This window comes from Croceimicrobium sp. (assembly GCF_965228705.1).
In the GTDB taxonomy this organism is placed as follows: domain Bacteria; phylum Bacteroidota; class Bacteroidia; order Flavobacteriales; family Schleiferiaceae; genus Croceimicrobium.
The window spans coordinates 2,711,054-2,737,831 of the sequence record NZ_OZ245832.1 but is presented as its reverse complement, the minus strand read 5'-3'; the positions used below and the strand labels follow the sequence as shown (position 1 = coordinate 2,737,831).

Sequence of the window (26,778 nt, the reverse complement as noted above, 5' to 3'; positions counted from 1 at the left end):
TGCCCATGAAAAAAGCCTGATCGAATAGACCAGGCTTCTCAAATTATAGCGGAAAAGGGGAAATTTTATTCCGGTAAAAGCACCGCATTAATACCGTGAATGGCTCCATTGGTACCGACAATATCAACTTCTGTTAAAGAGGCGGGATCAGTAGCCGGACTACCATCAATAATGCGAGTCGTATTCATACCCAGATCCAGGTCAAAAGTGAAATTCGCTCCATTGCCGTCTAAAGCTAAGGTGCTTACCGTATTAGAACTGAGGCCTGGCAAATCTGAAGAAAGAATAATTCCGGAAGTGACATGGTACAGTAAAACAGTTGAAAGACCATCGGTGCCTAAAGCGGTAACCAGATCGTTAAGATTAGAAACTCCGGGTGTAGCATCAATTACATTTTGGAAGGCTTCATCATTGGGGGCAAAGAGGGTGAAGCTTCCACTTCCGGCTAAAACCGCATCGAGATCTCCATCAGCTGCCATCAGCGCTGCGTTCAGGCTGCTGTACTGCGGATTTAGGCGTACAAGATCGTAAATACTGAGCGGTAAAAGCACGGCATCAATTACATGAGCCACTCCATTACTGGCTTCAATATTAGCTTCCCGCACTACCGCAGACCCATTGATCCTCACCTCATTTCCTGTACTCAGGTAAAAGCTGAGCGGGTCACCATCCGCATTTGTAGCTGCGGTGCTGCTATAACCTGTTTGCAGATCGCTTGAGCGGCGAATAGTACCCAGTACATGATAGCGCAATACATTGCGAAGCCCTTCTGTTCCTAAACCGGCTTCCAGGGCGTCCAAATCAGTATAACCTAAATCGATTAAAGCCTGGCCGAAGGCTGCATCAGTAGGGGCAAAAACCGTGAAGATTCCATTGCCAGATAAGGTTGCATCCAGTCCCGTACGTTCCAGAGCATCTACTAATACGCTGAAGCGTGCATCGGCACTAAGTGTAGCAGTTAAACCTTGAGGTTCGGGTGTGGTGGTTTGGTCATCGTCCTCTGAACAGCTTGATAAAACGAGTGCAGCCCCTACCATGAGATAGGCTGCCTTACGGAATAATACCTGCATAATGTTCTTTATTTTGTTTAACTTATTTGTATAAACGTTAAACAAAACAAAAAGGTTGGGGGAAGAGCTATTCGCTATTCGGGCAATAAAACCGCATCGATAAAGTGAACTACACCATTGGTGCCGATAAGGTCTCCTTTTACCAATACCGCATCTTCAGTGGAGCTATTGTTATCAATTAATTTGATTTTAACGCCAATATTTACAAAGAATTGGTACTTCGATCCCAGGCCATTATCTGCTAATGTGGTGATATTTCCGGTTTGCAATTCGCTGCTCAAAACACCGGTATTGGTGCCATGATACAGAATCACATCCGCCAATTTATCGGTCCCTAATGAGGCTACCAGCTCAAAGAGATTGGTCACATTAGGCGTTTGGTTAACCAAAGAGTCAAAAGCGGCATTGCTGGGGGCAAAAAAGGTGTAAGTCAAACTTTGATTGGAAAGCACCGTTTTAAGATTCCCATCTGCTAATCCAATGGCCGCTTCAAAACTGCTATAAGCAGGGTTTACTTCAATTAATCCATAAACACTCAAAGGGAAGTTCACCGCGCTAATCGCGTGAATGGTTCCGTTAGTAGCTTCAATATTAGCCTCTTGTATTTGAACATTACCGTTTAATGTAAGTTGAGCCCCCTTATCGAGGTAGAGGTGCAAACTGTCTTTTTCAGCATTAATGGCCAAGGTCGAATAATAGCCACTTTGGAATTTCACGGAGCTGTAATCACCTTTCAATAGGTGGTAGGCCAAAGCATCTTTAAAGGCTTCCATGCCAATACCTTGAATAAGGCCATCAAGATCTGAATAACCCTGATCCGTAATCCAAGCGGTAAAAGCAGCGTCCGTAGGCGCAAAAATGGTGAAGTTGCCATTGCTTTCCAGCATCGACTCCAGTCCAGTGCGTTTTAAGCCATCCACCAAAATGCTAAAGCGGCTATCAGCAGAGAGGGTGGCATTTAAACTTTGACTCTGATTATTATTGTTAGAACCCGAGTCATCATCATCGGAACAAGCACCTAAGACCAAACTAAAGCTGATCAGTAAAATGCGAAAGAAGGGAAATTTCATAGTTATGGATTTTGGGGATTCCGCCTTAGCGAATTTGGTGATTTGATTGCCTATTCTCAAACTCAAACTCAGAATCTTTTCAGCCAAAAAAGACTAATATCAATTCTACCTCACTAAGGATAGGAAAAAGGTATACAAAGTTTAGACTATTCCAAACGATTGTGGGCCATTGCAAGGTATATTTGATAGAGCAAAAATCGCTTTATGGAAGTCGAAATCCTCGCGCGCCTGCAATTCGCCTTTACGGTAGCTTTCCATTATATCTACCCTCCTCTAAGTATTGGTTTGGGCCTTTTAATGGTCATTTTCGAAGCATTATTTCTTCGTACGCGCAATCCTCAATATGAACAATTAGCACGATTTTATACCCGCATTTTTGGATTAACCTTTGGGATTGGTGTGGCCACCGGCATTGTGATGGAATTCGAATTTGGCACCAATTGGGCGGTTTATTCCCGCTACGTTGGCGACGTGTTTGGCTCAGCCTTAGCGGCGGAAGGAATTTTTGCCTTCGCAATGGAGTCGGGCTTTTTAGGCCTGCTTTTATTCGGCTGGAATCGCGTTAAACCCTGGGTACATTTTTTAGCTACCGTAATGGTATTAATTGGCTCCATGTTTTCCGCCGTTTGGATCGTGGTGGCCAATAGTTGGCAACAAACTCCCGCAGGTTTCCATGTGGTGGGAGAAGGCATTAATGCGCGGGCCGAGATCACTGATTTCTGGGCTATGGTTTTTAATCCATCATCGGTAGATCGCCTTTGGCATGTTTGGAACGGCTCCTTTTTAGCCGGTGCTTTTTTGGTGCTCAGTATTTCGGCTTATTACCTAATTAAGAATAAGCACGTGGCTTTGAGCCGAAAGGCTTTTAAAATTGCCCTGGTGGTAGCTACCTTTTTCTCCTTACTTCAGGCATTTAGCGGTCATTCCTCCGCCAATGTGGTAGCCGAATATCAGCCTGCAAAGCTGGCCGCATTGGAGGGGCAGTATGAAGACAGTGACGATGCCGGAATAATGATTTTGGGTTGGGTAGATGAAGAGGCCCAAAAAACAACCGGGATTGAAATTCCTTCCCTTCTGCATATCATGACCAATAAGCAAATTGGGCAGGATACCATTCATGGATTGAATCACTTTCCGGCCGATCAACGTCCGGAGCGTATCAATGCTATTTTCCAGTTTTATCATATTATGGTGGGAATCGGCTTTAGCTTAATCGGCCTCACTTTATTGGCTCTCTTTTTCTGGTGGCGAGGGAAATTATTCGAGCAAAAATGGTTGCTAAGAATCTTTGTGTTTTCGGTGCTTCTTCCGCAAATCGCCAATCAATTTGGGTGGTTTTCAGCAGAAATGGGTCGACAACCCTGGGTGGTTTATGGACTCTTACGAACCAGCAATGCCCTATCGGAAGCTGTGACTGCGGAGCAGGTACTCTTTTCCATTATTTTGTTTTTTGTGGTGTATGCATTCCTCTTTTTGCTCTTCCTCTATTTGTTGAATCGTAAAATTCAACATGGCCCGGACGAAGCCGAAAAAGTAGAATACAGCGATGCACCCAAGCGTACCATTAGCGGAATACTAAAATAATATGGAGACAGAACTTTCTTATTTCCTGGGCATCGACTATCCCACCTGGTGGTTCTTAATTGTGGGTGGGGTGTTTGCAGGCTACGCCATTTTAGATGGTTTTGATTTGGGAGCCGGAAGCATTCATCTCTTTTTAAAAAAGGAGCAAAGTCGGCGAATTGCCCTCAATGCGATTGGACCGGTTTGGGATGGCAATGAAGTTTGGTTGGTGATAGCGGGAGGGGCCCTATTTGCGGGTTTTCCGGTGGCCTATGCTTCTTTGTTTTCGGCCTTCTATATTCCCTTCATGCTCTTTTTGGTGCTCTTGATATTTCGGGCCATTGCCATTGAATTTCGCTCCAAGGAGGATATGAAGTGGTGGCGAAATTTCTGGGATCGCGCCTATTTTGTGGCCAGTAATTCCCTTTCTCTCTTACTGGGGGTAGTGGTTGGGAATTTAATGATTGGCCTACCCATAGATGAACGTGGAAACCTGGTAGGTTCCTGGTTGCAATTGCTTAATCCCTATGCCCTGCTCATGGGCTTTACCATCCTCGCTCTTTTTGTGATGCATGGTATTATTTACCTTCTCCTCAAAACGGAAGGTCGTCTCTATGCCAAATTGCGCATCCTCTTAAATAGAGCGGTAATCCTCTTCATTATCGCTTTTACGGCGGCCAGTGCTTATGGCTTATACGCCTACCCCAAACTATCGGATGACTTGCAAAACTCGCTAAGCTTTTGGATTTTACCCAGTCTGGGAATTTTGAGCATTTTAAGTATACCTCAGTGGATTAAACGACGGAAATTCCGCATTGCCTTTGTGTCTTCAGCCTTGGCCATTGCTTTGATGCTGGGGGTTTTGGCCTTTGAGCTTTATCCGGTATTACTGTATTCTACCCTTGACCCTGCTTATCATATCGATATTTACTCCGCTGCTTCCTCGCAAAAATCCCTGGGTATCATGCTTTTGATTGCTGCCATTGGCACCCCCTTGATCCTGGGCTACACGGCCTTTGTGTTCTATACCTTTAGGGGGAAGGTACGATTGGATGAGAATAGCTATTAAGGAGCTTTTTGCATAGGCAATAGACAATAGACGATAGATGTTAGATCGCGCGCGGCGCTGTTAGAGGGATCATTTTAGAAGTGAGTGTTCCATACGCTAGGTCTATTTATTAGTGATGGCTATCAGAGCATAGCGTACTATTTACAATATCGATCTCTTTAGAGGCTTGATTTTAAAGGATATTTTTTTCCTTTGATATAGACAATCACGGCATGAATCTAGAAATTACCGGCACCGGCAGTTGTATTCCTGAACTCCAGGTCCCTAATCAGAACTTTAGCGGCAATGAATTTTACACTCGCGAAGGTGAGCGTATCAATCAGGAGGGTGAAGAAATCATCCGGAAGTTTCAAGAAATAACGGGAATTCGTGAGCGCCGTTATGCCCGACCCGATCAGCAAACCTCAGACCTGGCTACCATTGCCGCTCAAAGAGCTATAGATGATGCAGGCATTGATCCGGAGACTCTGGATGGAATCATCTTCGCCCATAATTTCGGGAACATCCCTCAGGGTAAAATCCAAAGTGATATCCTGCCTTCCCTGGCTACTCGGGTAAAGCACGATCTTAAGATTAAGAACCCCAATTGCATTGCCTTTGATATCCTATATGGTTGTCCGGGCTGGGTGCAAGCGGTAATTCTCGCTTATAATTACATCCTTGCTGGTCAGGGCAAGCACTATTTGGTGATTGGTGCTGAAACGCTTTCCCGCAAATTAGATCCCCATGATCGGGATTCGATGATTTTCTCCGATGGAGCCGGAGCTGCAGTAGTAGAGGCTATCGACAAAGACCTGAAAAAGGGTATCCTCAGTACGGCTTCACAAACCTTTACCGAAGACGAAGCCTATTATTTAAACTACGGAGAGAGTAATAAGCAAGATGTGGGGCATGATACCCGCTATATCAAAATGCAGGGGCAGAAGATTTATCAATTTGCCCTGACCCATGTTCCAGCTGCGATGAAGCTTTGTTTGGACCGCTCAGGATTAAGCATTGGTCAGGTGAAGAAGGTATTGATCCATCAGGCAAACGAAAAAATGGACGAAGCCATTATTAAGCGTTTCTTCCGTTTGTATCGCACACCCGAACCGGAGGGAATTATGCCCATGAGCATTCATCTTTTAGGCAACAGTTCCGTGGCCACGGTACCCACGCTACTCGATTTATTACGTCGCGGTGAGTTGGAAGGTCACGAGTTAAATGAGGGCGATGTGATTCTCTTAGCCTCGGTTGGGGCTGGGATGAGCATCAATGCGATTACTTATCGGGTTTAAATCGACTTCTATTTGAGCTTCACTCTTTAAAATTAAGCGCTTAATTAAGCCATTAGCTCGAATGAATCCACTTGCTACGATGATCTGGAAATCGACTCGAATTGGAAAGCTGGTAATAGCTCTAATTATCTTTTCGACTGCTTGTCAAAAAGAAGAGCGGGATAACAACAATGCAGTACTATACGAAAAATTCACTGCCTATATCAATGGCGAATTTTGGACAGAGCAGGGTGGGAGGTTTAATTGTTTTCCCCTTCGAACGACCTATGTGAAAAGTCCGGGTTCTTATGGTGATAATCCAGGGGGCTTTCTTGCTGTAGTTGCCAAGGATTGCCAAAATTCTAATGTGATGGGACTGATACTGGACAGTATATATTCTGAGGGTACCTATCTATTTGATTCCAACGATACAAGTTCTGTTTTCTTAGATAGAGAATCTCGAAATCTAGATACAATGGAAGTGTTCCCTACGGAACATTATAGCTACCATGCAGTTTCAGGCCAGCTTATCATTAAAGAGTTTCGCACTACTTATTATGATACTATCTCACCGCCCCAGTATGCTCAAAACCGACCCGGCTGGATAGAAGGCACTTTCGAAATGGTCATGGTAAATGATATCAGTAAATCTCCACCTGGCACTATTCAAGATACCTTACATATTAGGGATGGGAAGTTTGCCGCGATTTTGTAGTCTTTGAATTACTAATCCAGAGTTAATAGCTATTCCTGAATTCTTTAAAACTACAGCCGTTTTTGTAATTGGGCATAAATCTCCAAGGCCTCGCTATGAAGGGCCTGATCATATTCCAAATCCACCTTCCGCTGATTTATAAAGGCCTGCGGGGCATCCTGTTCCCATTTTAATTGAAATGGGGCTAAGGCACGATTGATATAAGTCACAGGCTCTGCACAGAAAGCCTCATAAGGGATAAAATGGATATTAGGGCCTTCAAGCTTTAAGGCAAAACGATAATATTCGATCCAGATTTGCAGCCAGTAATTGAGCTCACTTTTATCCCCCTCCGGCAATTGACCACCTTCAAATAAAAAGGGCTTTTGATCTAAGCCAAACTCATGATGCCCCAACCAATTCATATACTCCAAAACAAAGACATCTTCACTCTGCATTTGGCAATAACGCTGGTGCATGGATCTTAAGGAAGCCGCATGAAATAAGGGCTGACGAAAAAGCAGCACCAAATGAAACTCACTGTTCTCTTCCCTCAATCCGCGGTAGCGCAACAAGAAATTATTGTTCTTGGCCAGGTAAATTTGCTCGGGGCTTTGGCGGATAATACTTTGATAGTCTAAATAAGATTCATGCGCATCCGCCGAAAGGCGATATTCCTCCAAGCAATGCTCTTTAATATAGCTATCCTTACTGATGGCCTTAAAGAAATACTCTTCCAGGGCTTCATTAGAATTCATACCCAATTGAATGCCATCCTTATGACTACGCTCTTTACTCGCTCCCGCTTTCGGCTTGTAAAAACGCGACCATAAATGCGGGCTCAGTAAAAAGGGCATATTGCCATAATTCAAACTTCGAAACTGGGGCAAAGTAGCTAGGTGATTCATAAAGCTGGTCGTGCCTGCTCTTGCTAAACCACTGATAATTAAGAAGTCTTTCCTTTTCTCAATTCCTTTGCTTTTTACTTCGCGACGAAAAAGCTTAAGGCCCAAATGGTAATTATTCAGTACCATGCGATGTAAGAGCATTGCTAACTCTGAATAGCCGGATGGCGACTTCTTGAAAGGTACTAGAAAGGGTATAGTAGCACCTACAGAAAGAGCCAGAATACTTTGCCAGGAGCTAAGCTCTGGAGCTGCTTCCCCTTCTTCCAATGCGTTAAAAATATCATGGAGGTTTAGGCTAATCAGAATAATTGCAGCCGCAGCAATCAGCAGTCCAATAAAAGCTAATAGGTTAAGAATCAGCTTGCCGGTATGCGACTGTAATTCTTCGAGCTTTTCGTCTTCATCCTGATCGCCCAGCATAATGTCGAGCACCCGAGTGCTGCTAATAGCCAGTCGGTAAAAGCTTTTCCGCCCCCAGCGAATCAGGCCAAAAGCCAAAGACGCTGAGAGGGCCAGAATGAAGTAAAAAGCCATTTATTTTTTCTTCTTTTTCCCCATGCGCTTAATGCGGAGGTAAACGATATAGCCCAGTGAGAAAAGTACCAGGGCACCAATCAATAAGATCAGCACGATGGCGCCGGCGCTCATGCCCGGACCGATATAAAGGAAAGGACTTGTCATGGTTTTTCAGTTAAAATTCGGGTCCAGTTCGAAAGGTGATGATGCCCTTCATGCTGCGAAGGAAGCACATTTTTATACAAGAGCTCCCCATTTTTAAATACCCAAAGCTTTCCGCTGTTTTGCTCTTCGATCCAGAAGCGGCCATCGGCTAAAACCTCTTGCATACCTTCTGTAAAAGTGTGGATCTGATTCTCATCATAAACCTGCTTTTCGTAGATGTAGAGCTTTTCGTTTTTAAGGTCGTAGGCCATGGTATTGGAATAGTAGTCCCCGGCATCGATACGCTGATCGGCCACTCGCCAGTTGCCCGGACGACTGCTCCAGAAAGTGTGCGCATTATTATTGAAGAAGATAATGGTACTATCGTTCAGGAAATCAATATCGTGCTGGGAGTAGAAATTGCCTTCAATCAAGCGAATCACCTTATTGGTGGAAGGGCGATACTGTATCAGCGCGGAGCAGTTTCTAAAACTCAGGAACAGATCGCCCTCTTGGTACCAGGCGGTAGTTTTTAAAGCGGGCTGCACATCGTTCAGGTGAATAGGGTCCTCAATATTGGGCGATTTTAGGATCAAATTCGAAAGCCCGTTTTCATTTAAAATCTCAGTAATGGATTTATGAAAGAGAAGTTTACCGCTATTGGGGTCTAATTGGCTGATGGTATTATCGATATACACCAATTCACGCCCATCCACATCGTAAAATCCTTTGTAGATAATAAAGCCGCCATTCTCTTTGGTATAGGTACAGGCCCAGATATTTCCGGCACTGTCAAGGTTTAAAGAGTGGTGGTGTGCAATAGTATCCTGCTTCCAAATTTGGTTTCCGAGGGAGTCCAAACAAATTAAACCGGTTACTCCATTATAAGAATAAACCAAGCGCTTGCCGGGCAATAGCAAAGGATCCATTATACGATCATGCTCCTGATAAGGGTTGGTGATATCCCATTTATGGAGGCTTTCGTCGTTCTTAAGATTGCGGATTTCTACGCTGCGACCTTTTTGCGCATTGCTATAACTAATAAGGGCATAAAGGTCATTTTCTAATTTGTTTACCGCTTCAAAACCAGCCGGAGTGGGCACAAAGGTTTCAGGAAGTTTTTTTACTTCTTCCACCGATTTTTCAAAGAGGTCGAGAAAGCTCACATAGGCATCCAAGCCCTTGCCCACTTTTTCACCCAGAATTTTATCTCCGGTACTATTGTGTTTCACTAGCCAACCAAAAACAGATAGCCCGAAAAGACTGAGAATAATGATGGCTAAGCGCAGGAAAAATTTCTCCATGGTGTTCAATCTGGGGCAAAAGTAGGGATTTAGTCAAGATCGAATTGCAGGCTGAGAGTGGGCTGCAAACTTTCGAGCCGAAGTAGAATTTCACTGAGTTTCAGAGTCCCGCCAAGCAATCTAAAATGGCCCTTGTAAAGCCTTAATGCTAAACGTAAATTAGCCTTCTCAAAAAAGCACAAGATGCAGCAAATTCAGAATTATGTACAGGGGGAGTGGGTTTCTGGCCAAGGCGAGGAACTAATTGCCCGCGACGCGATACACGGAACCGAAATTGGTATTGTTTCCAGTGCCGGATTAGATTACGAGGCCATTTTAGATTATGGTCGCAAGGTGGGTGGACCTGCCCTTCGAAAAATGACCTTCCAGGAAAGAGGGCGAATGTTGAAGGCCCTGGCCCTGCATCTCGTGAAAATTAAAGATCAGTTTTACGAAACCAGCTTTAAAACCGGAGCCACCAAAATTGACTCCTGGGTAGATATTGAAGGCGGTTTTGGAAACCTCTTTGCCAATGCCTCATTACGTCGCCAGTTTCCGGATTTGCCATATTATGTTGATGGTAGCCATGCGCCACTTTCGAAGAATGGCACTTTTATCGGACATCATATTATGGTGCCCAAGCGCGGAGTGGCCATTCATATTAATGCCTTTAACTTTCCGGTTTGGGGAATGCTCGAAAAAATTGCGGTGAACCTGATGGCCGGTGTTCCGGCAGTGGTGAAGCCCTCTGAATATACCTCTTTCTTAACCGAGCATGTGGTGCGCGAAATTATCGCCTCCAAGATTTTGCCGGAAGGAGCTCTGCAATTGGTAACAGGTTTAGGGCGCGGAATTTTGGATCATGTGACTACCGGCGATACCGTAACCTTTACCGGTAGTGCTGCTACCGGGAAGAAATTACAAGCCCTGCCTCACATCATAGATCGCTCGGTTACTTTCAACCTGGAAGCCGACTCCTTAAACGCTTCGGTATTAGGTCCGGATGTGGAACCAGGCATGCCCGAGTTCGATATCTTCGTAAAAGAGGTACAGCGTGAGATTACCACTAAGGCTGGTCAGAAGTGTACGGCTGTACGTAGAATTATAGTGCCCGAAGATAAAATAGACGCGGTGCAGGAAGCATTGATTTCTCGCTTGCAGAAAACCAGCATTGGCGACCCTCGTATGGAAGGAGTACGCATGGGATCATTAGCCTCCAGCATTCAAGTGGAGCGCCTGGCAGAGAATATTGCCCGTCTTAAAAATTCGCAAGAAGTGGTTTATGGCGACCTCCGCGATTTTGAAGTGATGGGTGCCCAAAAGGATAAAGGTGCCTTTGTAAGCCCCACTCTGTTCCGCAACGATAATCCCTTTACCAATACCGATGTGCATGAAGTGGAATGCTTTGGTCCGGTATCGACCTTAATCCCTTATAAAGGTTTAGCCGAAGCGGCCGAGATTGCCAATATGGGTAAAGGTTCCTTAGTGAGTTCCATTATTACGGCCGATGATAAAATAGGTCGCGAATATGTGGTGGAAGCCGCACACATGCACGGTCGAATTATGGTGCTGAATGCTAAGAGTGCCAAGGAAAGTACTGGTCATGGTTCGCCCATGCCCCTACTTACGCACGGTGGACCCGGACGAGCCGGTGGCGGCGAAGAGATGGGTGGAAAGCGCGGAGTATTGCACTATTTGCAGCGTACCGCCATTCAAGGACATCCGGATACCATTACTGAAATCACACAAGTGTATCAACCCGGCGCCAGTCGCCCGGAAGCGGAAAAACATTTATTCCGCCAGCATTTTGAAGAACTCAAAGTGGGGGAAACGGTATATACCCACCGTCATACTGTTACGGATGCCGATATCGCCAGCTTTGCGCAGGTGAGTGGTGATAATTTCTATGCTCATGTGGATGCTACCTCTCTGGAGGGCACCATCTTCGAAGGTAAGGTGGCGCATGGCTACTATGTACTTTCTAAAGCAGCCGGTATGTTCGTTGATCCCCGCAAAGGACCGGTATTATTGAACTATGGTATTGACGAATGTCGTTTTACCAAACCGGTATATCCGGGCATGACCATCGGCGTGAAGTTTACCGTGAAGGAAAAGATCGATCAGGAAAAACGCAGTGAAGATGATATCGCTAAGGGCATCGTGAAATTCAACGTGGATGTGTACGATGAGGAAGGCGAGACAGTGGCTTTGGCAACGATCTTAACGATGGTGAAGAAGATGGATCAGAGTGTATAGGAGAGACTATAGATTTTAGACAATAGACAATAGATGGGTTAGGACTTGAGGTGATTATTGTTTCTTCGAGTAGAGCTTTGGTGGATTGGTTTACCGCAAAGGCGCCATGAAGCTAAGGTTCGCAAAGGGTTCTAGGTTTGCTCCAAGCTGGATGTAAACCTTTGTGTATCTCTGCGTCCTCTGTGCCTCGAGCGACCTAGGAGCGGGCGGTGAAGCAAGCTCACAATGATTTAGACCATAAGCCAAAGCTTATCTTAGCCCCTTCCGTTTTCACCTAAAAAAACAACAATTATGATAACCCACTGGAAAGGCGACCCACCCGTAGCACCCTATTATGCGGTGATTTTTATTTCTCAAAAATCGGAGCAATTGGATGGCTATGCCGAGGCGGATGCCGAGATGATGTCGGAAGCCCAAAAGCAAGAGGGCTATTTAGGTTATTCTTCTTCCGGGGAGCCTAAGCAAGGAATCTTCATTTCCTATTGGCAGGATCAGGAATCTATTCAAAAATGGCGTGCGCACAGCGGGCATATTCAGGCCAAGCAGAACGGTAAGCAATCCTGGTATAACTATTACCACAGCATCATTGCCAAGGTAGAGCGCAGTGTGATCCACGGAGAGTGGTTGGAGGGGATTCAGTAGATAGTAGCTGGTAGTTGGTAGTTGGAGCTGAGACAATAGAATTTAGACGGTAGACTTTAGATGCTAATGACTATTGATCTATCGGATACAACTTTAATGGCTTAACCGCGGAGATACACCTGCCTGCCGGTAGGCGGGAAGCTTCGCAAAGAGCTGACGGCTTGCTTGAAGCAGATTAAGGGCGGGCGGTGAATCAACTTCTACAACCTTTTAATCTTTAGTAAATAATGAACTGGAATAGTATCCAGTTCATCATCAACATTTTGAAGATCTATATCATGTGTAAAGTTGGCCCATAAATCGCCTGGCCCATATGTGATTTCATAGACTTTATTCTTCCGATAAAAACTTTTAGGGTGATTTACATAATCAGGCTGCAGTAAAAAGATGTCGTCCGTCTTAGTAGACTGAAACTTTAAGAATTCAAGTTTACCAGTTTCATCAGCAAGCTCAACCTTGAATTTATCAATTAGCCGGGCCTCCACCACCAGAGCAGATGAGGGCTCAAGCGCTGAAAGACCGAAAATAAAGGGAAGCAATAAGAGAAGGCTTTTCATGTATTTAATCCTTTAACCGAAAGGGAAGATACTTCAAAGGAAGGTACTTGAAATCATCTAGCTTGCCTATGAATCTCCATTTCTGCAAGGTCTAAACCTTTGCGTCCCTTAGCTTCTTTGCTCCTTTAGCGAAGCGGGCGGTGAAAGAATGAACAGCAAAATTTCTCTGTGCCCCTCTGAGCCCTCTGCCTCTCCCTGCCTGCCGGTAGGCGGGTAGCGAAGCGGGCGGTGAAGCAACCCCCATAAAGCTTTATTACCTTTTCTCCTCCACCCTAAAGAAATACCCCGATCCCACATAGTTATCGGCGTTTCGCCAGATAGGAAGCCAACTGTAACGGGCAACCTCCCCACCATCTTTATCGTCGATCCCAACATTCAAGCGTAGGTATTGCCAGTTTTCGCCTTGGAAGCTTTGGATATAGGAAATGGGCAGGGCCAGCTCACCTTCATAACCATAGTCGGTTTGGCGACAAATCAATTTTGTGCCTTTCGGGAGATTGTTGCGATAGGCCACCGAAGGTGTGGTATCATTCCCCGGGCTAAGCTGTTGAACGAAGTCTTGGGCATACCAATCATGACCTACACTTACGGCCCCGCGTCCCATCTTTTCAGCATTAGCTACAAAGCTCAAATTGTCTTGCTGCCAGGTAGCTCCAACGCCATAAGATTGGATGGTGTCGTCTGTAACTCGCGCCGCCACGTAAACGTATTGCGCATCATAAGCCAGGTCGAACTCTACTTTTACTGTACCGGCATTACGTTCGAAAGCATAGCTCATGGCGCCCCACTCTTGGGTAGAGCCATCCACTTTAGGCTTTTGGGAACATTGTTTCAAGGCTCTTTTTCGCAGGGGTTTAATCCTGTAAACATAGGGGTAGGAGATATGGGCGGGCTCACCTTCGGCACCCAGCTCTAAATCGGCAAACAATTGAGCGGGAATTAAGGAGTCTCCTTCCTGTGAAAGGAGCTTAAGATTTAGGAAAGCCACGCTATTTGGGGCGACCGAAATTTGGCTACTATCCGCGAAGAGCGCCAAGTTAGGACTGTTTTGGGTACGGAAATTCAAGCGCATCGGTACATTTTCATCATTGGTGATTTTCAGACCTAGACTGCCTGATTCAAAACGCTCACCATCATAAAAGAGAGGTTCAATTTCGATGGGAGAATGGGCGCTAAATTTCTCAATTAGATTTTTGGTGTCTTGGGTAACCACATCTTCGGTCCAAATACCATCCAAAGCCAAATTGGCCATAATGGGGCCTTGATCGGTCTTGGTCACCCACATCATATGATCGAACTCCCCCAATTTAGGTCCGCGTAAGCCAGATCCGCCACCGGTGGTAGCCAAGGTAAAGTACTTGCCATTATTGCGCTTTTCCTTCACATAGCGATGCTCGTGCCCAGCATAAACAGTGTGATTGCGATCGCCTAAAAGGGCTTCCAGCCCTTGCCAACGTACCGTGTTTCTCTGATGCCAAAGGGGTTGATGCATGAAGATCAAAGTCCAGCGCACATCGGGATTATCCTTCAAGACTTTGGCGGCATATTCAAATTGATCATCGGAAATAGTGCCATGTCCGGCTCCTCTTTGTTGGTCCTCGGAATTAAGGCAGAGGAATAAAACATCTTTATAGGTGAAGTGATAATAAGTAGACCCAAAGCGCGAAAGCCACTCTTTCTCCATTACAGCATTGGTAATATCGTGGTTACCCGGCACATAGAAGAAAGGCATTTGCAAATGACCCACAAAGGAATTGAACTCATTCCATTGGCGGGCCAGCTCGATGGTGTCCAGAGTATAGCCTTCGATGAGGTCGCCTACGCTCATCACAAATTCGGGCTGCATTAGGTTGAGCTTATTTACCCCATCCATAAAAACTCCGGGACGATGACCGCCAGTACGATCGGTTACAATCGCAAATTGAAAACGACAAGGATCATTCTGAAAAGCCAGGTGATTAAAGGGCTGAGCCGCCTTACTGGTATCTACCGAAAAGTTAAAATCAGTAGAACAGTTTTCCTGGGCCTGGGCCGATCCAAAGCAGATCATAGCAAGGTAAAAAAGCACTTTTTTCATAGATCAAAGGAAGCAAACTAAGGTTAGCCAGAGGTTAAGGGCAGATATCTATTCGGGCTGAAAATGGAAATCACCTTCCGCATTCGCGCTAAGCGCTTTACCTTTGCGGCAAAATTTGAACTATGTCGGAGGCATTACAACAAGGATACATTCAAACCAGCATTGAAGAAGGTGTAGCAAGCATTGAGTTTTTTCACCCAATGAGTAATTCGCTGCCCAGCAAGCTTTTATCAGAATTGGCAGCGGCTATTACCGAGGCCGGTACGAATGATGCCGTTAAAGTAATCTTGTTGCGTTCAGCAGGTGAACGTGCTTTTTGCGCGGGTGCCTCTTTCGATGAATTGATTTCCATCCAGGATTTGGATCAAGGCAAGAAGTTCTTCAGTGGCTTTGCCAATGTGATCAATGCCATGCGCAAATGCCCCAAGTTTATTGTCGGTCGTGTGCATGGTAAGGCCGTTGGTGGAGCAGTAGGCTTGGCCTCGGCGGTAGATTATTGTTTTGCGACAAAATTTGCTTCGGTAAAATTATCAGAACTGGCAGTTGGTATCGGGCCTTTTGTGGTAGGACCAGCGGTAGAGCGCAAAGTGGGCTTAAGCGCTATGAGTGAATTAGCGATTAATGCTACCGAATGGCGCGATGCGCAATGGGCACATCAAAAAGGGCTTTACTATCATTTACACGATTCAGTGGCCGAGATGGATCAGGCAATTGCCGAATTAATAGAGCGTTTAAAAGGCTTTAATCCCGAAGCAATGCGTCAGCTGAAAGAAGTTTTCTGGCAAGGATGCGAAAACTGGGATCAGCTATTAGCAGATCGCGCGGCGATTAGTGGTGAATTGGTTTTATCCGAATTTACCCGCAATGCGATCAATGCCTTTAAGAAGAAATAATAATTTTGCAAAAAATTGCACTAATGCCAAAGGCCGCCCTCCTTATTATCAGCCTCTTGAGCCTCTCCCTACAGGCCCAGAATAATGCTTTGGTAAAAGAAAAAGATGTTCTGGAATTTCGGAAACTATCCATTCAACGTTTAGGGCAAGATGCTCTGGATACCACCAAGTGGGATTTAGGAGGAAATTTCGGGATTCAGTTTACCCAAGCCAGCTACAGCAATTGGCAGGCGGGTGGTGTGAACTCGATTGCCGGGAACTCCATTTTTAATGGCTTTGCCAATTACATAGGTAAGGGGAAATGGGTGTGGAGCAATGCCATGACTTTGGCCTATGGTGTCAACTTTCAGGATACCATTTTCAATAAAACCGATGATCGGATTGAGATTGAATCACGCTTAGATTACCTCCACAGTAAAAAATGGAGTTATTCGGCTCTGGCTAATTTCCGTACTCAGTTTCGTCCGGGATATGAGAATCCAGGGGATATTGGTGATGATGTGAAGATATCCGACTTTATGGCTCCAGGTTATTTGCTTTTTGGTTTGGGGGCGACTAATAAACCCAATAAGCGATTCACCATGTTCTTGTCGCCGATCACCGCTAAGGCAACTTTTGTTACAGTAGAACGATTGGCGAATATGGGGGCCTATGGTGTAGATTCAGGTTCTTCCTATCGTTTAGAAGCCGGGGCCTATGCCAACATCACCTATAAACGTAAGCTTTGGAAAAATGTCGACTTGCAAGGGCGAATTGATCTCTTCTCCAATTATGTGGAAGATCCGAGCTTAATCGATATCAACTCCGAGCTGATCATGTTCTTCAAGGTCAATAAGTATATTAAAGCCAATGTTTCATTAGCTTATATCTACGACCACGATGTGAAGTTCGATTTGGATGAAGATCCTTTAACGCCTGGTGTTCCACGTTCTCAGTTTAAGCAGGTATTAAGCATTGGCTTTAGCTACGATTTTGGCGCAGCAGCCAAGGACGAATAAGGCTTTCTTAGCGTAAATTTTTCTTTTTTAAGCCCGTCCTTAAAGCCTTTCGGCTGAAGGGCCTTTCCTTCCCTGTGCATTTCCGATATTTGCAGCAGCAAAAAAATACGCATGTCTGCACCTACCGAAAAAGCACCTCTGGTTTCTATTGATATTGCAAAAAAGGCTTTCCGCCTGATGAGTGCTGCCAAGCAAATGGCAGAGCTCTACGAAGAAAATAAAGCGATCACAGCCAAATATGTACACGCGGCCTCTCGCGGTCATGAGGCGATTCAAATAGCATTAGGATTACAGCTTCAGTCTTACGATTATGTTGCGCCCTATTACCGCGACGATTCTATTTTGATGTCTATTGGCATGCGTCCCTACGATTGCATGTTGCAATTATTGGCGAAGCGCGATGATCCTTTTAGTGGTGGACGAACCTATTATTCGCATCCCAGTTTAAATGATGCGGATAAGCCTAAAATTCCCCATCAATCTTCGGCTACTGGGATGCAGGCTATTCCTACCGCCGGGGTCGCGATGGGAATTCAGTACCGCGAAAAGATGGGCCTTACTGAAGGAGATGAAAAGGCTATTGCGGTATGTTCTATAGGAGATGCAGCTATGACCGAAGGTGAGGTTTCCGAAGCTTTGCAGATGGCAGCCTTGAAGCAATTCCCTTTGCTCTTTTTAGTGCAGGATAATGAATGGGATATTTCGGCGAATGCCAAGGAAACTCGTGCGCAAAATGCCGCTGAATTCGCTCAGGGCTTTAAAGGCATCGAAGTTCGCAGTATAGATGGTAGCAATTTCGAAGAGTCCTATGCCACCATTGAAGAGGTAATTGAATTGATGCGTAAGGAACGTCGACCCTTCCTCGTACACGCCAAGGTGCCTCTATTAGGACACCATACCTCCGGAGTGCGTAAGGAGTTTTACCGCGATGATTTGGAAGAGCATGCTTTACGTGATCCCTGGCCTAAGTTACGTGCCTGGCTTGCGGAGCATGGAGTTGAGGAAGCGGAATTAGATACTATTTACAAAGAGGAAGGTGAGCGTGTTTTAGCCGATTATAATGAGGCCTTGGCTCAAGAAGATCCTCGTCCTGAAGATTTATTTACCCACGATTTTGCCCCCAGCCCCATCACCGAAGAAAAAGGGGAGCGCAGTCCGCAGGGCAAGGAAAAAACCGTGATGGTAGATGCCGCACTTTTTGCGATTCAAGAAATTATGGCCGAGCATAAAGAGGCCTTACTATATGGTCAGGATGTTGGTGGTCGCCTGGGCGGTGTATTCCGCGAAGCCGCAACCCTGGCGCAAAAATTTGGCGACGACCGTGTTTTCAATACCCCTATTCAAGAAGCCTTTATAATTGGTTCAACCGTAGGGATGAGTGCTACTGGCCTTAAGCCTTTTGTTGAGGTTCAATTTGCAGATTATATCTGGCCCGGTTTAAACCAGCTTTTTACAGAAGTAAGCCGCAGTAGCTATTTATCCAATGGCAAATGGCCGGTAAGCTCGGTAATCCGTGTTCCTATTGGTGCCTATGGCAGTGGTGGTCCTTACCATTCGAGTTCAGTGGAAAGTGTATTGACCAATATCCGCGGAATTAAAATTGCCTATCCAAGTACGGGCGCCGATTTAAAAGGTCTGATGAAGGCGGCTTATTATGATCCGAATCCGGTAGTGATGCTGGAGCATAAAGGATTGTACTGGTCTAAGGTGAAGGGAACTGAAGATGCCAAAACCGTGGAGCCATCGGCAGATTATGTTCTACCCTTTGGTAAGGGACGCATCGCTTATGAAGCCAGCGCAGAAAGCATGGCGGATAATAGCAGTTTATTAGTCATTACCTATGGAATGGGCGTGTACTGGGCTAAAGCAGCGCGTCAGGCTTTAAATAACAAGGTAGAGGTGCTAGATCTGCGGACCTTATATCCTTTGGATGAAGAACTAATCCTTGAGCGTGTGAGAGCGCATGGCAAGGTCTTGATTGTAACGGAGGAGCCTTCTCGCAACGGTTTTTCTCAAGGCTTAGCCGGTTGGATTCAGCAAGAAGCTTTTCGTGATTTGGATGCCCCTGTAATGGTGCTGGGTTCGGAGAATATGCCCGCCATACCTTTGAATAGTACCTTGGAGGCTACCATGATTCCTAATGCTGAGAAAGTGCAAGCAAAATTGGAGGAGCTCGCTGCCTATTAAGCAGAAACTATTGACTTAAAATAAAAATGGCCGCTGATTTTCAGTGGCCTTTTCTTTATTAACTCGCAATAGGTTCAAATTTCTTTAAGCGGAATTGATAGTTGAACTTCTTAAACAAGACCCGCCGATTGGTGGTAATGCTGGGTGCGCTACAGCGATTGTTGATCAGAGATATCTGGCCGCCCTTCTCGCTGGCCTTCGATCCTGATTTGTGATTTGTAAATATTCCCATGTCTCCCCGTATATTGGAGGCCTAATGTAAAAAGTACGATTTAGAATCACAAGCTTAAATCGTTATTTATCAGTAAATTATTTTGGTAAAAAAATTTATATGGTTAAAAAGCGCCTATTTTACTAACGGTTTATCAACAGTTTCGATTTTCTGTTAGTAGATTATTGGCAGTGGCGATGAGCACCACAACTTGCAGCCCAAGAATGGGGTTTTCCCGCTCCTTCAAAACCCATAGCACTAATTAGGCCTATCGAAGCATCATATAATTGATGAGATCGAAAGCGTGGATTTGAGTTAATGTCGACATGCACCGTAATCGAGGTTAGACCTTTAAGTTCTGAAGCTACGGCCACGGCTTTCTCCACTTCCGTCCATAATCGGGTGTATTGATCGGGAGGAGTTTGCACTACTTCATTCTTGTAGATTTCACTAACCCCCCTACCGATATCCCACATGCAAATTGCGGTGCTGTATTTGGTATGGTGGCCGCGTACCTTGGAGTCACAGCCCACGAAAACCTTACCCCGCGGATGCATTTTAAGCCATTGAGCTACATAGGCGCGGGGCTCTGTAATTACTTTATTGTCGGAGCTGCGGAATACAGGATTAGGAATGGCCCTCATTTTCAAATATTTGTGAGAATGTAGGAAAATGTAATCGAAGGGCCTTTATCGAAAGGTTAAAAAGAGAAAGGGAGGCGTATTGCCTCCCCTTGTTTCAAACTAAATCAAAACAATTAACCAAACCTTAACCACAGCTAATAACGGTGGCAAGGCTGATAGGTTCACGGTTTTGAAAAATATTTTTTAATTAAGACTTACAGCCTACGCATAGGTCATCACGATCCATCAACCAGATCAAGGCTGCCAGGCTGGCGGAGCCCATGGTAAACTCCCGTGCATTCACAGAATTGATATTATCCAGGGCTGAGTGATGTACTTCGAAATAACGATGGTTGTCAGGGCGCAGCCCAATCAAAATAATATCATCGTTCTTAAGCTGACCAATATCGGCCCCCGAGCCACCTTTAGAGAATTGATAAATGCCATAAGGCTCAAACAATTTGCGGTAGGCTTTTACTTGCTCCACCATTTCGTCGCTGGCATCAATACTGAAACCCTTGGGGGTAAAACCTCCGCCATCGCTTTCAATGGCAATCACATGTTTTTCTTTGGCACTTTTGGCGGCCTTCGCATAAACCCGTGCTCCGTTTAAGCCGAATTCCTCATTCATATACCAAACCATACGCAGGGTGCGCTTAGTTTTAAAGCCCATCTCCTTTAAAAGGTAAAGGCTTTCGAGGGCATGCATAGCTCCGGCCCCATCATCATGGGCTCCGGTTCCTAATTCCCAGGAGTCGATATGTCCGGAGACTACAATAACTTCATTAGGCTTGCTGCTGCCTTTTAGATCGGCTATAAGATTATAGGAGTAAACCGAATCTTGCCATTCGCAGGCCATCTTCAATTTGATTTGCAGGCCGGGATCTTTTTTTAAGGACTTGCTTAAAAGCTCAGCGTCAAAGGTACTTAAGGCGGCGGCTGGAATGCGCTTTACTTCATCGGCATACGCCATGCTACCCGTGTGTGGATACTTGTTAATGCTGCTACTCAAGGAGCGGATTACCACCCCAATGGCGCCTTTTTTTGAGGCTTCAATCGCTCCGGCCCAGCGCTGCTTAACGGCAGATCCGTAAGCATAGCCTGTACTTATAAAGCTGGGGTCCATTGGTATATTGAAAAAGGCAATTTTCCCTTGGAGATCCAGACTGTCTAAGGCTTCGAAGGAAGGGATTTCGACCACATTGCCGCGTAATCCTCCGGCGGGAGTGGCGATAGACCCTCCCAATGCGGTAACGGCCATTGCAGTTTGATCGATACCTTGAATCAGCCAGGCTTGTTCCTGTGGGCCTCGGACCCAGCGTGGAACCTTCACCGCTTGCAAGCGGGTTTCGAAACCCATGGAATCTAATTTGGCCTTGAAATGTAATACGGAGGCTGTAGCCTGATCACTACCCGCAAAGCGCGGTCCCATGGCACAAAGTTCCCGCAGCCATTCATAGCCTTGTTGTTCAGTTAGGGCCTGGGAATAAATTTCCCGAAAGGTTTCGGCTTCTTTCTGCGCACTTAGCTGAAAGCCGATCAGGGCCAAGAGGCCAGGGAGCCAGAACTTTTTCATTAAGGAGCAACCGTTTGCATTAATAATCCACAGACATAGGCGCCATAGGTTCCTACCGCATAGCCTAAAACCGCAAGTAGTACTCCTACCGGAGCGAGTGAGGGGTGAAAAGCTGCCGCTACCACAGGAGCCGAGGCCGCGCCACCAATATTGGCCTTGGAGCCCACTGCCAGGAAGAAGAAAGGGGCACGGATAATCTTTCCAACAATAAAGAGTAAACCCACGTGAATGGCCATCCACACCAATCCAACCAGGAAGAGTCCGGGGTTCTCGAAAATTCCCATGATGTTCATTTTCATACCGATGGTCACCACCAGGATGTAGATGAAAACCGAACCTACTTTAGAGGCACCGGCACCTTCATAATTTCGTAAAGAGGTAAAGGATAAGATAATTCCCGCGGTTGTGGCTAATACAATTAACCAAAAGAATCCACTTCCCAAGCTAAAGGTTTCGGCTAAAAAGGGTGAAGCCTCGGCAATGGCCGGTGCGATAATATCAGAGAGCAAATGAGCCAGTCCAGTAAGACCAAAAGCGATCCCTAAAATCACAAAAAGGTCGATAGTTGTAGCGATACGCGAAATGCGGGATGAAAATTCCTGCATATGATTCTTAAGCGTAGTAACGGCTGAGGCGTCGGCTTTGAAAAATTTATCAATCTTATCGGACTTACCCACCCCTAAGAGCAGGAAGAACATCCAGATCTCGGCAACGATCACATCTACGGTAATCATCACCGAATAAATTTTGCCTGAGATGGCGCCATTTTCACCAAAAACTTCGAACATGGCGGCCTGGTTCGCACCACCTCCAATCCAACTACCAGCAATAGTGGTCATACCGCGCCAAATTTCATCGCTACCAGCACCTACTACATCCGGGGCTACCGCGCCAAAAAACAAGAGCGCTAAGGGTCCACCGATAATTACCCCCAGGGTTCCGGTACCAAACATGATGAGAGCTTTAGGCCCTAAGCGGAACACTTCTTTAAGGTCGATGCTTAAGGTTAGCAGGATTAAACTGGCCGGTAATAAATAGCGAGAAGCCATAAAATAAAGCTGCGACTTGCCCATAAAGGGTTTTAATAGGGCGGTATCAATTTCTTGATTGATCACAAAGTTTTTAAAGGCTTTGAAGGTATTGAGACCTTCTACCGCATAGCCTTGTTCCAAAAGAAAGGCCTTGGCGGCTGTAACATCAATCCATTGCGGAGAAATAATTCCCAGGGTACTAAAAACCGATGGGAGGAAATAACAAAGTAAAAGGGTGGGAATTACCGCGTAAAACTTCTTGAAGGCCGGCATTTCGCTACTGCGAAAAATAAAGAGTAATAAGGCCATCAGGATGCCAAATACCACGGCATCATTGGTGATTAAGGGAATATCCGAAACGACTTCTTCCATGGACGTGTTTTCTTTGGAGCCCAAATGTAAGGATTGCCGCCGAAGGGTCTACTGCTCCTTGCTTTTCGAATTTGGCTTTGCTTGGTTTTGAGCTTTTCCGCCTTTAGCCTGGGAGGCATTTTGCTTTTTTTCCTTAGTCTGAGTGGCTGGCTTAGCCTTAGCCTGCGAATTTTCGACCTTGCCTGAATTTGCTTTGCGGAAGTTCTTTTGCCTTTGCTTTTTTCGGGGTTTTTGTCCTAATGGTGCATCGGCACGCACAAATTTGCTGCGCTCCATTAAGGCGGTCATATTTCCACCCAAGGCTAAGAGAAACTTGTCGCCTTTTTGCTCCAGGACGCTGCCCTTAATACCTGATTCGAGGATGCGCACCTCCATGCCGATTTTGACCTCTTCCTGTAAATAGCGATCTAAATCTTTGTGGTGTTGCTTTACTTCCTTACGGTGACTTTTTTGCTCTTCCACTTCCACTTCGCCAGAACGTTGATTGAGCATAGCGATAAAGCGAGCTACTATCGCCTTCTTATCTTTTTGGGTTTTTTGATCCATCCAGCTGTCAATCAACTTTTGGAATCTTTGGCCCCAGTACATCAAGCGATCTTGCTCTTCATTTATGCGGCTTTGCTTCTGTACTTTCTCTTCTAATTTTGAGATACGATCCTGCTGCATCTTTTCCAGCTTGCGCAGCTTCTGCAGTTCTTTTTCCTGGGCGGAGCGTGCCTTTTCAATCGCCACCTTATCCTGCTGGATTTGCACCAACAATTTATCTACTTCTAAGGTGTTTTGCTGCACCCGACCGCGGGCATCTTCAATTAAATGACTGGGAATGCCACTGCGTTGCGCTACTTCGAAGGTGTAGGAACTGCCCGGTTGCCCGATTTGCAATTCGTAGCGGGGATCGAAAGATTTTTGATCAAAAAGCATGGCGCCATTTACCACTCCGGGCATTTCAGCTGCCAGGGCTTTAATCGCATTAAAGTGAGTAGTGATGATGCCATAAGCCCCATAAGCATTGAGTCGATCAAGGAATACCTGAGCAAGGGCCGAACCCAATTCGGGATCCGAACCACTGCCAAATTCATCAATCAGTAATAAGGTCGACGAATCCGTGTAGGTGAGGAAGTGATCCATCTTTTGCAGCTTGGAGCTATAGGTACTCAGCTCATTCTCGATACTCTGGGCATCGCCGATGTCGCCCAGCAATTGATCAAAGAGGCAAAATTTACTATCGGGATGTACGGGAATTGCCAGGCCACTTTGGAGCATAATCTGCAAGAGCCCCACCGTTTTGAGAGAAAGAGACTTCCCACCGGCATTGGGACCGCTAATTACCAGAATCCGTTGCTCTGCATCAAGCATCAGATCGAGGGGGACCGTGCTTTTGTTTTTCTCTTTATTGAAATGTCTTAATACCGGATTATAAGCATCCTTTAAAAGGATCTTCTTTTCTGATAAAATTTCGGGATAGCAGGCTTCTTGTTGATAGGCGAAAATGGCTTTGGCCCGACTAAGATCCAACCATACTAGAGTTTTAGATACGGCATCTAAATAATCGTGATAGGGGCTAATGTCGGTGCTTAATTGCCTTAAGATGCGTTTGATCTCTTCCTTTTCCGCTTCCAGCAATTCCGAAATCTCATTATTGATTTCTACTGTTTCTCCTGGTTCAATGTAGGCGATACTGTGTTTGCTGGAGCTGCCATGTAAAATGCCCTGAATTTGTCCTTTATAAGAAGCGACAATGGCCAATACCCGGCGTGATTCGGATACGCTTTCATCAAAATCGGCGATATAGCCTTTGTCGCGGTATTTCTTTAAAATACGGTTAAAGATGCGATCGGCAGAAGCTCTTTTACGGGTAAGCTCACGGCGGATATGACTTAACTCCGGCGAAGCTGAAGAGCGAACTTGAGCTCTTTCGTCCAGGACTTTATCAATCGCCTCAATCACAAATTTCTCGGGAAGCAAATATTCCAGAGGTGCCCAAATGGCAGGCAAGCGCTCTTGCTTATTGGCTACAAACTGATGCAGGTGGCGGTAGTTAATGGCCAAGCTGCGGATATCTGCAAATTGCTCTTCGCGTAAAGCGTGACCTCTAACCTTTAATTTGCTTAGAAATTCACTTAAATCAGGATGCTCAGCACTGGGAAAGCTTTCGTCGCTTAGTAATAAGGATAATATTTGATCGCTCTCCGCTATTTTTTGCGCTAATAAATCGGCCTGTGGCTCGGGATTTAAAGTGAGGGCCAGGTCTTTTGCTTTACAACTGGAACAATAACGAGCCAGCTCTCGCTGTATAAAAGGAAAGTCTAAAGCTTGGGCCAGATCAGGTGGATAGAGCTGCAAAAGGGAAATTTTTGGCAAAATAAAGACAGTTTCCCCGGAATATGGCCTTTGAGACTCAGGAAATAACAAAATGCTTTATCGGCTCATTAGGTTATTTCGTAGTGGGAGAATTACCATCGAACGAAGTTTAGCAAATTCAGAAAAGGCTCCATCTATCTTGCATTGAAATTTCAAGATTATGCTAAGCATATTTCCCCTTTTAAACCAGTCACTTGGTGGTTACCTGCGAGAAGCAATGGCGGCTTATCGGGCGAAAGCCTATCCTCATACCAAGCATGCGGAACGCTTTGTTTTATTTGGCAGAGGGCGCACAGGAAGTACCTTATTAAGTGATTTGCTAAATCAGAGTACCGATATTGATTGCGATAAGGAGATTTACAATCGCAAAGTGCTTTTCCCAAAATTGTTCTTGAAGCACCGCAACCGCGTTTTTAGAAGTAAGGTCTACGGGTTTAAATTACTCTCCTATCAATTGCGTGAAAAGCTGGGCCAGGAAGATGGTCGGGATTTCTTAAAATATTTGGTGGAGAAGCAGGGCTATAAATTGATTTATTTAACTCGAGATAATTTAGTGCGCCAAACTTTGTCTAAGCACTATGCCCGTTTTCGTAAGTCATGGCATGAAACCCAAAGCTTAAAACGTCGTCCCAAAATGAGGGTGGATATTCCCGCTTTTATGGTGGAACTCCGCGCGGGTAAGGAGCTGGAGCTATATGAACAAAAATGTCTGGAGGGAATAAACTACTTCAAGATTTCTTATGAAAAGGACTTAATGCATGCTAGGGATCGATTTAAATTGATGGATCGCTTGTTCCATTATTTGGGAGTACAGCTCTTTAAACCTGAAAGTAGTTTAAAGCGTATCAGCGCCGATTATATAGGAGATTATGTAGAGAACTGGGAAGCCTTAAAACAATGCCTGGCCTATACAGAATTTGCCGAGGACCTGAAGAACTGTTAAATGAACAAAAAAGAAGGTCTGCTGTTGTATGGCAACAAATCAGGCTAAGATGCGCGTGAAACCTACTAAGAAAGAATATGCCGGTCAGGAGGTGACTATCATCTGGCAGGCCCATAAATGCATACATTCCGAACGCTGTTGGCGAAACTTACCTGAAGTTTTTCGTTATGGTAAAAGACCATGGGTGGATCCTGATGGTGCGGAAGGAGAAAAAACCCGTCAACAAATAGAACAATGTCCCTCTGGGGCACTCACTTATGTGGGTCAGGAGAAGGGCCTATCTATGGAAGATGGAGATTTAAAAGCCAAGGTTATTCCGAATGGCCCCATAATGGTACAAGGCAGCATTAAGTTTAGCCATGCTGATGGCAGTAGTTCCATAGAAAAGAACCCCGTTTTATGTCGCTGTGGCGGATCGGCCAATAAGCCTTTCTGCGATGGCACGCATAAGCGAATTGGCTTTGAAGGATAATAAAAA

General features: G+C 45.4%; 22 protein-coding genes. 11 read left to right on the top strand and 11 right to left on the bottom strand.

The annotated features are described in order from the left end of the window. Positions 1-65: 65 nt before the first annotated feature. Positions 66-1,070 (bottom strand): fasciclin domain-containing protein, encoded by a 1,005-nt coding sequence (locus ACO05P_RS12335; protein ID WP_421751257.1) that lies wholly within the window; start codon positions 1,068-1,070, stop codon positions 66-68. A gap of 74 nt (positions 1,071-1,144) precedes the next feature. Beyond that, positions 1,145-2,140: a fasciclin domain-containing protein gene (locus ACO05P_RS12330; RefSeq protein WP_421751255.1), complete on the bottom strand. Its 996-nt coding sequence runs from the start codon at positions 2,138-2,140 to the stop codon at positions 1,145-1,147. A 204-nt stretch (positions 2,141-2,344) separates the two neighbouring features. Between ACO05P_RS12330 and ACO05P_RS12325 the strand changes: the two genes are divergently transcribed. The 4 genes from ACO05P_RS12325 to ACO05P_RS12310 all read left to right on the top strand — a co-directional run bounded on the left by ACO05P_RS12325 (position 2,345) and on the right by ACO05P_RS12310 (position 6,743). Then, positions 2,345-3,724 (top strand): cytochrome ubiquinol oxidase subunit I, encoded by a 1,380-nt coding sequence (locus ACO05P_RS12325; RefSeq protein ID WP_421751253.1) that lies wholly within the window; start codon positions 2,345-2,347, stop codon positions 3,722-3,724. 1 nt (position 3,725) lies between these two features. Then, positions 3,726-4,772 (top strand): cytochrome d ubiquinol oxidase subunit II, encoded by a 1,047-nt coding sequence (cydB, locus tag ACO05P_RS12320; RefSeq protein ID WP_421751251.1) that lies wholly within the window; start codon positions 3,726-3,728, stop codon positions 4,770-4,772. Between the two features lie 212 nt (positions 4,773-4,984). Then, positions 4,985-6,049 (top strand): 3-oxoacyl-ACP synthase III family protein, encoded by a 1,065-nt coding sequence (locus ACO05P_RS12315; RefSeq protein ID WP_421751249.1) that lies wholly within the window; start codon positions 4,985-4,987, stop codon positions 6,047-6,049. Positions 6,050-6,110: 61 nt separating this feature from the next. Then, entirely contained in the window at positions 6,111-6,743 is a 633-nt protein-coding gene (locus tag ACO05P_RS12310; protein WP_421751248.1) for a hypothetical protein, read from the top strand. 50 nt (positions 6,744-6,793) lie between these two features. Here the strand turns inward: ACO05P_RS12310 and ACO05P_RS12305 are convergent, their stop codons facing one another. From ACO05P_RS12305 to ACO05P_RS12295, 3 genes are read right to left on the bottom strand one after another with little or no spacing between them, the layout of a single operon-like run. Continuing rightward, positions 6,794-8,164 (bottom strand): hypothetical protein, encoded by a 1,371-nt coding sequence (locus ACO05P_RS12305; RefSeq protein WP_421751246.1) that lies wholly within the window; start codon positions 8,162-8,164, stop codon positions 6,794-6,796. Then, on the bottom strand, positions 8,165-8,311 hold the full coding sequence (locus tag ACO05P_RS12300; protein ID WP_210760288.1) for a hypothetical protein: 147 nt from the start codon (positions 8,309-8,311) through the stop codon (positions 8,165-8,167). Beyond that, entirely contained in the window at positions 8,308-9,594 is a 1,287-nt protein-coding gene (locus tag ACO05P_RS12295) for an arylsulfotransferase family protein (protein ID WP_421751244.1), read from the bottom strand. Before ACO05P_RS12295 ends, ACO05P_RS12300 begins: the two co-directional genes overlap by 4 nt. A 183-nt stretch (positions 9,595-9,777) precedes the next feature. On the opposite strand from ACO05P_RS12295, the gene paaZ reads away from it, so the two are divergent. Then, positions 9,778-11,829, top strand: a complete 2,052-nt coding sequence (gene paaZ, locus ACO05P_RS12290; protein ID WP_421751242.1) for a phenylacetic acid degradation bifunctional protein PaaZ — start codon at positions 9,778-9,780, stop codon at positions 11,827-11,829. Positions 11,830-12,120: 291 nt separating this feature from the next. Then, positions 12,121-12,471, top strand: coding sequence for an antibiotic biosynthesis monooxygenase family protein (locus tag ACO05P_RS12285; RefSeq protein ID WP_421751240.1), 351 nt, complete (start codon positions 12,121-12,123; stop codon positions 12,469-12,471). Between the two features lie 200 nt (positions 12,472-12,671). On the opposite strand, the gene ACO05P_RS12280 is transcribed toward ACO05P_RS12285, so the two are convergent. Together ACO05P_RS12280 and ACO05P_RS12275 are read right to left on the bottom strand one after the other, a co-directional pair. Further along, entirely contained in the window at positions 12,672-13,028 is a 357-nt protein-coding gene (locus ACO05P_RS12280; RefSeq protein ID WP_421751238.1) for a hypothetical protein, read from the bottom strand. A gap of 253 nt (positions 13,029-13,281) precedes the next feature. Further along, positions 13,282-15,105, bottom strand: a complete 1,824-nt coding sequence (locus tag ACO05P_RS12275; RefSeq protein ID WP_421751236.1) for a metallophosphoesterase — start codon at positions 15,103-15,105, stop codon at positions 13,282-13,284. A gap of 122 nt (positions 15,106-15,227) precedes the next feature. On the opposite strand from ACO05P_RS12275, the gene ACO05P_RS12270 reads away from it, so the two are divergent. The 3 genes from ACO05P_RS12270 to ACO05P_RS12260 all read left to right on the top strand — a co-directional run bounded on the left by ACO05P_RS12270 (position 15,228) and on the right by ACO05P_RS12260 (position 19,183). Then, the gene (locus ACO05P_RS12270; RefSeq protein ID WP_421751235.1) at positions 15,228-15,998 is read left to right on the top strand and encodes an enoyl-CoA hydratase/isomerase family protein; all 771 of its coding nucleotides are present in this window, start codon (positions 15,228-15,230) and stop codon (positions 15,996-15,998) included. A gap of 23 nt (positions 15,999-16,021) precedes the next feature. Beyond that, entirely contained in the window at positions 16,022-16,996 is a 975-nt protein-coding gene (locus ACO05P_RS12265) for a DUF3078 domain-containing protein (protein WP_421751234.1), read from the top strand. Between the two features lie 111 nt (positions 16,997-17,107). Then, positions 17,108-19,183, top strand: a complete 2,076-nt coding sequence (locus tag ACO05P_RS12260) for an alpha-ketoacid dehydrogenase subunit alpha/beta (RefSeq protein WP_421751233.1) — start codon at positions 17,108-17,110, stop codon at positions 19,181-19,183. A 393-nt stretch (positions 19,184-19,576) separates the two neighbouring features. Here the strand turns inward: ACO05P_RS12260 and ACO05P_RS12255 are convergent, their stop codons facing one another. From ACO05P_RS12255 to ACO05P_RS12240, 4 genes are all read right to left on the bottom strand, one after another. Continuing rightward, positions 19,577-20,038: a ribonuclease H-like YkuK family protein gene (locus tag ACO05P_RS12255; protein ID WP_421751231.1), complete on the bottom strand. Its 462-nt coding sequence runs from the start codon at positions 20,036-20,038 to the stop codon at positions 19,577-19,579. Positions 20,039-20,225: 187 nt separating this feature from the next. Next, a complete protein-coding gene (locus tag ACO05P_RS12250; RefSeq protein ID WP_421751229.1) occupies positions 20,226-21,593 on the bottom strand; it encodes a M28 family peptidase in 1,368 nt (455 codons plus the stop codon). Beyond that, positions 21,593-22,996 (bottom strand): DUF819 domain-containing protein, encoded by a 1,404-nt coding sequence (locus tag ACO05P_RS12245; RefSeq protein WP_421751228.1) that lies wholly within the window; start codon positions 22,994-22,996, stop codon positions 21,593-21,595. The genes ACO05P_RS12250 and ACO05P_RS12245 overlap by 1 nt, the downstream gene beginning before the upstream one ends. A gap of 48 nt (positions 22,997-23,044) precedes the next feature. After that, on the bottom strand, positions 23,045-25,339 hold the full coding sequence (locus ACO05P_RS12240) for an endonuclease MutS2 (protein ID WP_421751227.1): 2,295 nt from the start codon (positions 25,337-25,339) through the stop codon (positions 23,045-23,047). A 178-nt stretch (positions 25,340-25,517) separates the two neighbouring features. Here ACO05P_RS12240 and ACO05P_RS12235 point away from each other — a divergent pair, with 178 nt between their 5' ends. Both ACO05P_RS12235 and ACO05P_RS12230 read left to right on the top strand, forming a co-directional pair. After that, the gene (locus ACO05P_RS12235) at positions 25,518-26,300 is read left to right on the top strand and encodes a hypothetical protein (protein ID WP_421751225.1); all 783 of its coding nucleotides are present in this window, start codon (positions 25,518-25,520) and stop codon (positions 26,298-26,300) included. A gap of 49 nt (positions 26,301-26,349) precedes the next feature. Then, the gene (locus ACO05P_RS12230; protein ID WP_421751224.1) at positions 26,350-26,772 is read left to right on the top strand and encodes a (4Fe-4S)-binding protein; all 423 of its coding nucleotides are present in this window, start codon (positions 26,350-26,352) and stop codon (positions 26,770-26,772) included. The last annotated feature ends 6 nt before the right edge of the window (positions 26,773-26,778 follow it).